The following is a 10,899-nucleotide window of genomic DNA, read 5'->3' as shown; positions in this document are numbered from 1 at the left end:
GAGATAGCTGTTATAGTCTCGTGGGCTCGGAGATGTGTATAAGAGACAGGGGCGCGACCTGATCGGTCTCGGCGCGGGCGACGACCTGGCCAGCGGCGACGGCGGCGACGACACGCTGTTCGGCGAGGACGGCAACGACACGCTGTTCGGTGGGGCTGGCAATGACCTACTGAACGGCGGGTCGGGCAACGACGTGCTGTTCGCCGACGGCGGTGCGGACACGCTGTGGGGTGGCGCCGGGGCGGACGTCTTCGCCTTCGGGCGGGCGTCGGGCGGATCGGTGGTGATGGACTTCCAGGTCGGGGTCGACCGTCTGGCGCTCTACGACGCCAGCATGGACCTCGGCGCGGTGATCCGCTCGGCGCGGGTGGAGGGCGGCAACACCACCCTCGACGTCGGCGGAGGCAACCGCATCACCATCCTCGGCCAGACCGGCAACGTCGCCGCCTGGTTCGGCTGAGGCGGCGGGGCCGGAGCGCACTCCAAAAAACAAGGCGGGTGACGGGGCCTTCCGGGCTCCGTCACCCACCTTTTCCTTTTCGGGCGGCGGATCAGCTCAAACCCGGAGGCGGCTTTCAGGCCACCTCCGGCACCGATGAGGAATTGCGCCCGGGAACACCTGTCCGGTCAGTAGGACTTCGGCAGGTCCAGGACGTGCTCGGCGACGTAGGCCAGGATCAGGTTGGTGGAGACGGGCGCCACCTGATACAGCCGGGTCTCGCGGAACTTGCGCTCCACGTCGTACTCACTGGCGAAGCCGAAGCCGCCATGGAACTGCAGGCAGGCGTTCGCCGCCTCCCACGAGGCCTTGGCAGCGAGGTACTTCGCCATGTTGGCCTGGGCGCCGCAGGGCTCCCCGGCGTCGTAGAGGCGGCAGGCCTCGAAGCGCATCAGGTTGGCGGCCTCAACCTCGATGAAGCTCTCGGCGATGGGGAACTGCACGCCCTGGTTCTGGGCGATCGGGCGGCCGAACACCTGACGGTCGCGGGTGTAGTCGCAGACCTTGTCGATGAACCAGTAGCCGTCGCCGATGCATTCCGCCGCGATCAGCACCCGCTCGGCGTTGAGGCCGGTCAGGATGTACTTGAAGCCCTGGCCTTCCTCGCCGATCAGGTTCTCCGCGGGGATTTCCAGATTGTCGAAGAACAGCTCGTTGGTCTCATGGTTGACCATGTTGCGGATGGGCCGCACGGTCATGCCCTTTTCCATCGCCTCCTTGATGTCGACGATGAAGATCGACATGCCCTCCGACTTCTTGCGCACCTGATCGAGCGGCGTGGTGCGGGCCAGCAGGATCATCAGGTCGGAATGTTGGACGCGGGAGATCCACACCTTCTGCCCGTTGATGACGTAGCGGTCGCCCTTCTTCTCGGCCCGGGTCTTGATGCGGGTGGTGTCGGTGCCGGTGGTCGGCTCGGTGACGCCCATCGACTGGAGGCGCAGCTCGCCCGCCGCGATCTTCGGCAGGTAGCGGCGGCGCTGCTCCTCCGAGCCGTGCCGGACCAGCGTGTTCATGTTGTACATCTGGCCGTGGCAGGCGCCGGAATTGCCGCCCGAACGGTTGATCTCCTCCATGATCACCGAGGCTTCGGTCAGGCCGAGACCCGAACCGCCGTATTCCTCCGGGATCAGGGCGGCCATCCAGCCGGCCTTGGTCAGCGCGTCCACGAATTCCTCGGGATAGCCGCGCTCCTCGTCGATGCGGCGATGGTACTCGCTGGGGAATTCGGCGCAGAGCGCGCGCACGGCGTCGCGGATCTCGTCGAAGCCCTGACCGATGCTGGTCTTCATGTCTCGTCACCCTGCGTTTTTGATTGTAGCGGTGGTGCGCGCCAGGATGGCCTTCGCCCGCTCGGCGACGGGGCGGTCGACCATGCGCCCGTCCACGGACACGGCGCCGCGCCCCGCCGCCTGGGCCTCGTCCCACACCGCGACCACCCGCCCGGCCCAGGCCACGTCGGCGGCGGAGGGGGCGAAGACGTCGCGGACGACGGGCAGCTGGGCCGGGTGGATGCACAGCGCGCCGGTCATCCCGACGGCCCGCGCCTGCGCCACCATGGCGCGGTAGGCGTCGAGGTCGCGGAACTCGGCCAGCGAGCCGGGCAGGCCGATCGCCGCGAGACCGCGGGCGGCGGCGGCCAGCGCGATCTGGCGGCAGGGCAGGGCGAGAAGCGCCTCGGTCGGCTCCACCCCCAGCGTCAGGGCGAAATCCTCGCTGCCCAGCGCCAGGGCCGTCACGCGCGGGACGGTGGCGATCTCGCCCAGCCGCTCCAGCCCCAGCGGACTCTCGACGAGGGCGACGAGGCCGATGGCACCCGGCGTCAGGCCGCGCTCCACCTCCCACTCCGCGATCATGGCGGAGAGGACGCGCAGCGCCCCGGCGTCCTCGGCCTTGGGCACCACCAGGGCGACCACGCCGGGACGCACCGCGGCCTCCAGATCGGCGACGGCGTCGCGCCAGCCGCTGTTGATCCGCACGAGCACCGGCGCGCCCAGCCCATGCAGCCGGTCGATCGGCGCAGGCAGCCCGCGGCGGGCGTCCGGCTTGCCGGCGGGCAGGACTGCGTCCTCGAGGTCGAGGATGAGGGCGTCCGCCCCGCGCTGGTGGGCCTTCTCCAGCAGCTTCGCGTTGTCGGCCGGGACGAAGAGGTAGGATTGATACGGCAGGGACATCAGACGCCTCCTCCAACCGTGCCGCGATGCGCCGCCGTCATGACCGTTCGGCCTCCAACTCGGCGGACATCGCCACGAAGCCCTCGTGGTCGGTCACCCACAGCGTGGCGCCGGTGGCGGTCGGGGCGCCGCACAGGGTCAGCGGATGGATGTCGAACAGCGGCCGCTTCGCCCGGAAACGGAAGCCGGTCACCCGCGCCCCCGGATTCTCACGCAGGAACAGGTCCATCAGCATGGTCGCGCTGAGCGGGCCGTGGAACACCAGCCCCGGATAGCCCTCGACGTCGCGGCAATAGTCGCGGTCGTAATGGATGCGGTGGCCGTTGAAGGTCAGGGCCGAATAGCGGAACAGCAGCACCGGATCGGGCTGGATGCGCCGCTGCCACACCGCCTCGCCCGCCGGGCGCTCGCCGGGGACGGGGGCGTCGCCGGGCTTGGCGGCCTCGCGGTAGACGATGTCGTGGAATTCGGTGATGGCGACGCCGGCGGCGGTGCTGATCTCATGCCGGACCTTCACGAAGACCATCCGGCCCGACCGGCCCTCCTTCGGGGTGACCTCCTCGATGGTCGAGCGGCGGGTGATCGCCTCGCCGCTGCGGATGGGGCGGTGGAAGGTCAGGGTGTCGCCGGCCCACATGCGGCGGGGCAGCTCCACCGGCGGCAGGAAGCCGCCCTTGTGCGGGTGGCCGTCCTCGGCGATGTCGCGCTGAAGCGCCTTCGGCAGGAAATACAGCCAATGCCCGAGCGGCGGCACCTCGCCCGCCGGCCAGGGCGGGGTGTCGTGGTCGAGCATCGCCGCCAGTCCGGTCAGCGCCACCGGCGCCGCGACGTCCTCGGCGCCTTCCGACCGGCCGATCCAATCGCGCAAATGGTCCATGCTCATGTTCCCCCCTTATTGTTCGACGGTTTGACGCCGGACGGCGTCGATTCGAAGATCTCACGCCGGACGGCGTCGGTGTGTTGGCCCAGCGCCGGAACGGCGCCGGAGGCGTAGGGTCGGCCGCGCACCTGCACCGGCGGCGCCACCACCTCGACCGGTCCGCCCGGCGTCTCGGCGGTCACGCGGCGCAGCTGCGCGTGGGTGGACAGGTCCGCCACCTCGTTCAGCGAGCCGAAGGCGGTGCGCGCGCGGTTGAGGCGGCGCACGGCCTCGGCGTGGTCCATGGTCCGGAAGATGGCGGCGACAAGCGCGTCCAGCTCCGGCCGGTTGGCAACGCGGCGGTTGTTGGTCGCGAAGCGCTCATCCGTCGCCAGCTCCGGCCGCAGCAGAACGTCGGCGCAGAAGGCCACCCATTCGCGCTCGTTCTGGATCGACAGCACCACCTGCCGGCCGTCGGCCAGGGCGAAGGCGGAATAGGGGGCGATGCTCGGGTGCATCAGCCCGACCCGTCCCGGCGCCTTGCCGCCATGGTCGTGGTGCATCAGCGGCACCATCATCCACTCCGCCAGCGAATCGAACAGGGACACGGCCACCGCCGATCCCTCGCCGCTGCGCTCGCGCTCCAGCAACGCCTGTAGGACGCCGGTGTAGGCGTTCATGCCGCAGGCGATGTCGGCCACCGACACGCCGACGCGCCCCGGCTGGTCCGGCGACCCGGTGATGGAGGCCAGCCCGGTCTCGCTCTGCACCAGCAGGTCGTAGGCCTTCATGTCGCGGTAGGGGCCGTCGTCGCCGTAGCCGGAGATGTCGCAGGTGATCAGCCGGGGATGGCGCCGCCGCAGGGCGTCCGAGCCGAAGCCGGCCCGCTCCGCCGCCCCCGGCGCCAGATTCTGGACGAAGACGTCGGCGCGGGCGATCAGCCGCTCCAGCAGCTCGGCGTCCTCGGGCGTCTTGATGTCGAGGACGACCGATTCCTTGCCGCGGTTGAGCCAGACGAAATAGGAGCTCTGCCCGTGGACCACGGCGTCGTAGCCGCGGGCGAAGTCGCCCTCCGGCCGTTCGATCTTGATGACCCGCGCCCCGGCGTCGGCGAGGCGCGACGTGCAGAGCGGCGCCGCCACCGCCTGCTCCAGCGAGACGACCAAAAGTCCAGACAGAGGTCCAGACAAGGGTAAAGTCATTCCGCAAAGCCTCCGCTGTGGGCCTGGGCCGATTGTCCGTGACTGGGATGGTAAACAGCCGGACCGGCCCCGATCCAATACAGATGGGGCATGCATCGCATAACAAAGCGCTATGAGGCCAAGGCGCTAGGACGCCGCCGCCTCCTCGTCCAGCAGCAGGGTGCCGGGCCAGTCGCCGCCGCCGACCAGATCACGCACCACCCGCAGGAAGGTCTCGCGCACCGCCGCCGCGGCCTCGGTCACCGGGGCGCCGCGGGGCCGGCAGAGATGGACCGAGCGGCGCAGGGACGGCGAAACGATCAGCCGGGCGGAGACCTGGCCCATCCGCCACTCCTCCATCACCGCCGAGATCGGCAGGACCGAATAGCCCACCCCCTTGGCGACCAGCGCCTTGATCTGGGGGAGCCCGTTGATCTCCACCGCCACGGTGACGATCGTGCAGGTCTCGCGCGCCACCCGTTCGATGCGGTCGCGCAGATTGTGCGGGCGGCTCGGCAGGATCAGGTCCTTGCCGGCCAGCTCGTCAAAGGCGATGGCGCCCTCCTCGCCGCCCGGCGGTCCGATCAGGTAGAGGTCCTCGCGCACCAGCGATTCGGCCAGCAGGGTGCGCGACCGCGTCACGTCGTAGATGCAGCCGAAATCCAGCCGGTCGTCGTTCAGCCATTCCAGGATCGTCCCGCTGAAGGATTCGACCACCCGCAGCGACACCTGCGGCAGCTCGGCGCGGACCGCCTGCACCAGGGGAACCGCCGCCACCAGCGCCACCGACGAGGTGAAGCCGACGGTCACCAGCCCGCTCGGCGTGCCCGAGCAGTTGCGCACCTGCTCGGTCGCCTGGGCGACGTGGCGCAGGATGATCTCCGCATGCTCGTACAGCCGGGTGCCGGCGGCGGTCGGCTTGACCCCATGGACGCCGCGGGTCAGCAGCTTGACACCGAGGCCCGCCTCCAGATTGCGGATGTTGTGGCTGAGGGCCGGTTGGGCGACGTTCAGCTTCTGAGCCGCGGCCGTGAAGGAGCCTTCATCGACGATGCCGATGAAATACCGCAACTGACGCAGATCCAACGCTCACCTTCCTTTGCATGGCCCTTGGCCTGCGGGGACATCGAGCCTCCCGCGCCGGCCAATCATGTCGGGGCGTCGCGGGCGGATCAAGGCGAGTGCATGAGAAAGCGGGATGAGAAAGCGCCGGGCAAACCCGGTTCAACCGTTCACAGGGCCGCTGCGTTCCATTGATCCGTTTCATAAGACTTATCAGAGACCGGCGGGTAATCCACGGACCGGCACGGCCTAGCTTTTCCCCATCCGCACAAGCGGATGAGCCGTCCGCACGCCTGCGCCCCGCCCCGCGGGGCCGGGGTCACAGCCAGGAAGGGAAGAGGATTCCACCGATGCACTATTCCGGCGACCTCGACATGACGCGGCGCGGCCTCCTGCTTGGGACCGCCGCCACCGCCGCGCTGACGGCGGCGCCGTTCCGGGCGCCGGCGCGGGCGGCCACCGTTGGAGAGACCGCCATGCCACCCCCCGCGACCGGAGCCGAAGCGTCCACTCTGTCGCCCGTCCTGTCCAAGGTCACCTTCACCGTGAACGGGCAGCGCCACGACCTCGAACTCGACACGCGGACGACGCTGCTCGACGCGCTGCGCGAGCACCTGCACCTCACCGGCACCAAAAAGGGCTGCGACCACGGCCAGTGCGGGGCTTGCACGGTCATCGTGGATGGGCAGCGGATCAACGCCTGCCTGACGCTCGCTGTGATGCACGAGGGCGGCAGCGTCACCACCATCGAAGGGCTGGGCCTGCCCGGCAGGCTGCACCCCATGCAGGCGGCCTTCGTCGAGCATGACGGATACCAGTGCGGCTATTGCACGCCGGGTCAGATCTGTTCGGCGGTGGCGATGCTGGACGAGATCAAGGCCGGTGTGCCCAGCCACGTCACCGCCGACCTCAACGCCGCGCCCCAGGCTACGGTCGATGAGTACCGGGAGCGGATGAGCGGCAACATCTGTCGCTGCGGCGCCTATTCCAACATCGTCGATGCGATCTCGGACGTTGCACGGAGGGAGGCATGAGACCCTTCACCTACGAGCGGGCGGATTCCCCCGCCGCGGCGGCGGCGGCCGTCGAGCGCCGGCCGGGCGCCAAATTCATCGCGGGCGGCACCAACCTGCTCGACCTGATGAAGCTGGAGATCGAGACGCCGGCCCATCTGATCGACGTCAACGGGCTGAAGCTCGACACGCTGGAAGCGACGCCGGACGGCGGGCTGCGCATCGGCGCGCTGGTGCGCAACACGGCGCTGGCCGCCGACCAACGGGTGCGGCGCGACTATGGCGTGCTGTCGCGGGCCCTGCTCGCCGGGGCGTCGGGCCAACTGCGCAACAAGGCGACGACGGCGGGCAATCTGCTCCAGCGCACGCGCTGCCCCTACTTCTACGACACCAACCAGCCCTGCAACAAACGCCAGCCCGGCAGCGGCTGCGCCGCCATCGGCGGCTACAGCCGGCAGCTCGCCGTGGTCGGGTCGAGCGACGCCTGCATCGCCACCCACCCCAGCGACATGGCCGTCGCCATGCGCGCGCTCGACGCCTCGGTGGAGACGGTGCGGGCCGACGGGACGACGCGGAAAATCCCCATCGCGGAGTTCCACCGGCTGCCCGGCGACACGCCGCACATCGAGACGGCGCTGGTTCCCGGCGAACTCATCACCGCGGTGACGCTGCCCAAGCCGGTCGGCGGCACCCACGTCTACCGCAAGGTGCGCGACCGCGCGTCCTACGCCTTCGCGCTCGTCTCCATCGCGGCGGTGGTGCAGCGCGACGGTGGCGGCCGGGTGGCGCTGGGCGGCGTGGCGCACAAGCCGTGGCGCGTCGAGGCCGCCGAGGCCGAGGTGCCGCGCGGCGCCAAGGCGGTCACCGCCGGGCTGCTGGCCGATGCGAAGCCGACGCACGACAACGCATTCAAGCTGACCCTGGTCGAGCGGACGCTCGCCTCGGTGCTGGCCGAAGCGAAAGGGTGAGACATGAAGTTCGACACTCCCGCGACCACCAACCCGATCGACCAGTTGAAGGTGGTGGGCAAGCCGACCGACCGCATCGACGGGCCGCTGAAGACGACGGGAAAGGCCACCTACGCCTATGAATGGCACGACGTGGCGCCGAACGTCGCCTATGGCTGGGTCATCGGCTCGGGCATCGCCAAGGGGCGCATCGCGTCCATGGATCTGGAAGCGGCGCGAAAGGCCCCCGGCGTCGTCGCCATCGTCACGGTGGAGAACGCCGGCTCCCTCGAAAAGAGCAAGCGCAACGCCGCGACCCTGCTCGGCGGGCCGGAGATCGAGCATTACCAGCAGGCCGTCGCCCTGGTGGTGGCGGAAACCTTCGAGCAGGCGCGCACCGCGGCGGGGCTCGTCCGCATCGACTACACTGCCACGGACGGCGCCTATGATCTGGCGGCGGTCAAGGACAAGGCGGAGAAGACCAAGGACGGCGATTCGGTGGTCGGCGATTTCGCCGGCGCCTTCGCGGCGGCTCCGGTGAAGCTCGACGAGACCTACACGACGCCGGACGAAAGCCACGCGATGATGGAGCCGCACGCGACCATCGCCGCCTGGGAGGGCGACCGGCTGACCGTCTGGACCTCCAACCAGATGATCGACTGGATGGTGACCGACCTGTCGGCGACGCTGAAGATGCCGAAGGACAAGGTGCGCGTCATCTCCCCCTTCATCGGGGGCGGCTTCGGCGGGAAGCTGTTCCTGCGCGCCGACGCGCTGCTGGCGGCGCTTGGCGCGCGGCAGGCCGGGCGGCCGGTCAAGGTCGGGCTGTCGCGGCCCTTGATGATGAACAACACCACCCACCGCCCCGCCACCATCCAGCGCGTCCGCATCGGCGCCATGCCGGACGGCACGATCACCGCCATCGCCCATGAAAGCTGGTCGGGCAACCTGCCCGGCGGCTCGGAGGAGACGGCGACCGACCAGACGCGGCTGCTCTACGCCGGGGCGAACCGGCTGATCGGCAACCGCATCGCCACGCTCGACCTGCCCGAAGGCAACGCCATGCGGGCGCCGGGCGAGGCGTCGGGGATGATGGCGCTGGAGGTCGCCATGGACGAGATGGCGGAGACGCTGGGCATGGACCCGGTGGAGTTCCGCATCCGCAACGACACCCAGACCGACCCCGCCGATCCAAACCGGGCCTTCTCGCAGCGCCAGCTCGTGCAGTGCCTGCGCCTGGGGGCGGAGCGGTTCGGCTGGGCCAAGCGCAACCCGAAGCCGGGGCAGGTGCGCGACGGGCGCTGGCTGGTGGGGCTGGGGATGGCGGCGGCCTTCCGCAACAACCTTCTGACCAAATCAGCGGCGCGGGTGCGGCTGGACCAGCGCGGGATCGTCACGGTCGAGACCGACATGACCGACATCGGCACCGGCAGCTACACCATCATCGCCCAGACCGCGGCGGAGATGATGGGGGTGGGCCTGGACAAGGTGGCGGTGCGGCTCGGCGATTCGAGTTTCCCGGTGTCCGCGGGCTCGGGCGGCCAATGGGGCGCCAACAACGCCACCGCCGGGGTCTACGCCGCCTGCGTGAAACTGCGCGAGGCGGTGGCGCAGCGGCTGGGCGTCAACTCCGCCGACGCGCAGTTCGTTGACGGTCAGGTCGTCGCCGGCAACCGCAGGGTCCCGTTGGCCGAAGCGGCGGGCGCCGACGGCCTGTCCGCCGAGGACGGCATCGAATACGGCGACCTCGACAAGAAATACCAGCAGTCGACCTTCGGCGCCCATTACGTGGAGGCGGCGGTCGACGCCGCGACCGGCGAGATCCGCGTGCGGCGGATGCTGGCGGTCTGTGCGGCGGGCCGCATCCTGAACCCGAAGTCGGCGCGCAGCCAGGTGATCGGCGCCATGACCATGGGCGTCGGCGCCGCGCTGATGGAGGAGCTGGCGCTCGACAAGCGGACAGGCTTCTTCGTCAACCACGACCTCGCCGGCTACGAGGTGCCGGTCCACGCCGACATCCCGCACCAGGAGGTGATCTTCCTGGACGAGGCCGACCCGATCTCCTCGCCGATGAAGGCGAAGGGGGTGGGCGAGCTGGGCCTGTGCGGTGTGGGCGCGGCGGTCGCTAACGCGGTCCACAACGCGACGGGCCTGAGGGTGCGCGAATACCCGATCACGCTGGACAAGTTCTTGGATCGGCTGCCGGCGGTGGGGTGAGGTTGCTCTTGCCCCACCCCCTTCGCGCACTCTCAAAATTGTCACGCGCTTCCCGGTTGTCGGATGGATGAAGACTCCAGCCCCGGATGTTCATTCGGGTGAGACGTACCCTGGAGCCATCATGACGCACATCCGCTTCACCCCCAAATCCCTCGCCGTCGCGCTGCTGGCCGGTGTGGCGGCCCTGGGCGCGGGGGTGTCCCCGGTCCTCGCCGATCCGCCGGACTGGGCTCCGGCCCATGGCTGGCGCGCCAAGCAGGAGCGCCATCATGAGCGCGAACGCTATGACCGTGAGCGCCATGAGCGTGGCCGGTATTACGAGCACGGCTACATCGACGGCGGCTATGGCGACGGGCGGGTGGTGATCGTCCGCCGCCCCCCGCCGGTGGTGGTCTATGAGGAGCCGCCGGTCGTGCATTATGCTCCGGCCCCCGTCTACATCGAGGAGCCGCCGCCAGTGATCGTCCAGCAGCGCCCGCGCGTGGTCCGCGCGGCACCGCAGGTCGTGGAGTGCGGGCCACTCGATGGCGACCTGATCGGCGTGCTGGGCGGGGCCGCGGTCGGCGGGCTGGTCGGCTCGCAGTTCGGGCGTGGCGACGGCAAGCTGGCGGCGACGGCCGCCGGCACGCTGGGCGGCGCCATGCTGGGTGGCGCGATGACCCGCGGCGGTGGTTGCTGATCCCTCAGCCGACGCCCCAGCCGCCGGTGTCCGGGAAGGGGACCGGCGGCGCCGGGGCGGTGGTGAGCGCGGACGGTGCCACCAATCCCTTGGGCAGCGGCGGCGCGTCCGCCGGGGTCGGCAGGAGCCGCGCGGACTTCGCCCACCAGCGCGGCCGCGCCGCCCGGATCGACCGGGCGGCGGCGGCGGCCTGTTCCGCATCCGCATAGAGGCCGAAGCAGGTCGCACCTGTCTCTTATACACATCTCCGAGCCCACGAGACTATAAC

Annotated in this window: 10 protein-coding genes; 5 read left to right on the top strand and 5 right to left on the bottom strand. The window is 70.1% G+C overall.

Annotation, left to right across the window (positions count from 1 at the left end):
* Window positions 1-34: 34 nt before the first annotated feature.
* Entirely contained in the window at window positions 35-460 is a 426-nt protein-coding gene (locus Q4I23_RS25395; protein ID WP_498528058.1) for a hypothetical protein, read from the top strand.
* Between the two features lie 167 nt (window positions 461-627).
* On the opposite strand, the gene Q4I23_RS25390 is transcribed toward Q4I23_RS25395, so the two are convergent.
* From Q4I23_RS25390 to Q4I23_RS25370, 5 genes are all read right to left on the bottom strand, one after another.
* Window positions 628-1,791: an acyl-CoA dehydrogenase family protein gene (locus tag Q4I23_RS25390; RefSeq protein ID WP_498528057.1), complete on the bottom strand. Its 1,164-nt coding sequence runs from the start codon at window positions 1,789-1,791 to the stop codon at window positions 628-630.
* Between the two features lie 6 nt (window positions 1,792-1,797).
* On the bottom strand, window positions 1,798-2,673 hold the full coding sequence (locus Q4I23_RS25385; RefSeq protein WP_498528056.1) for an HpcH/HpaI aldolase/citrate lyase family protein: 876 nt from the start codon (window positions 2,671-2,673) through the stop codon (window positions 1,798-1,800).
* A gap of 37 nt (window positions 2,674-2,710) precedes the next feature.
* Entirely contained in the window at window positions 2,711-3,556 is an 846-nt protein-coding gene (locus tag Q4I23_RS25380; protein WP_498528055.1) for an HTD2 family dehydratase, read from the bottom strand.
* Window positions 3,553-4,722 carry a CaiB/BaiF CoA transferase family protein gene (locus Q4I23_RS25375; protein ID WP_498528054.1) on the bottom strand — a complete coding sequence of 390 codons (1,170 nt, stop codon included), beginning with the start codon at window positions 4,720-4,722 and terminating at the stop codon, window positions 3,553-3,555. The genes Q4I23_RS25380 and Q4I23_RS25375 overlap by 4 nt, the downstream gene beginning before the upstream one ends.
* Window positions 4,723-4,860: 138 nt before the next feature.
* Window positions 4,861-5,799: a LysR family transcriptional regulator gene (locus tag Q4I23_RS25370; RefSeq protein WP_498528053.1), complete on the bottom strand. Its 939-nt coding sequence runs from the start codon at window positions 5,797-5,799 to the stop codon at window positions 4,861-4,863.
* 326 nt (window positions 5,800-6,125) lie between these two features.
* On the opposite strand from Q4I23_RS25370, the gene paoA reads away from it, so the two are divergent.
* From paoA to Q4I23_RS25350, 4 genes are all read left to right on the top strand, one after another.
* Window positions 6,126-6,809, top strand: a complete 684-nt coding sequence (paoA, locus tag Q4I23_RS25365; protein ID WP_498528052.1) for an aldehyde dehydrogenase iron-sulfur subunit PaoA — start codon at window positions 6,126-6,128, stop codon at window positions 6,807-6,809.
* Complete coding sequence (locus tag Q4I23_RS25360; RefSeq protein WP_498528051.1) at window positions 6,806-7,756, top strand: FAD binding domain-containing protein; 951 nt, start codon at window positions 6,806-6,808, stop codon at window positions 7,754-7,756. Before paoA ends, Q4I23_RS25360 begins: the two co-directional genes overlap by 4 nt.
* Window positions 7,757-7,759: 3 nt before the next feature.
* Window positions 7,760-9,952: an aldehyde oxidoreductase molybdenum-binding subunit PaoC gene (paoC, locus tag Q4I23_RS25355; protein ID WP_498528050.1), complete on the top strand. Its 2,193-nt coding sequence runs from the start codon at window positions 7,760-7,762 to the stop codon at window positions 9,950-9,952.
* A gap of 121 nt (window positions 9,953-10,073) precedes the next feature.
* Entirely contained in the window at window positions 10,074-10,631 is a 558-nt protein-coding gene (locus Q4I23_RS25350; protein WP_498528049.1) for a glycine zipper 2TM domain-containing protein, read from the top strand.
* Window positions 10,632-10,899: the final 268 nt, after the last annotated feature.

This window comes from Azospirillum sp. UFLA03-27, assembly GCF_059803775.1.
Note: the sequence above shows the minus strand (reverse complement) of the source record. Positions and strands in the feature narration are given on the sequence as shown.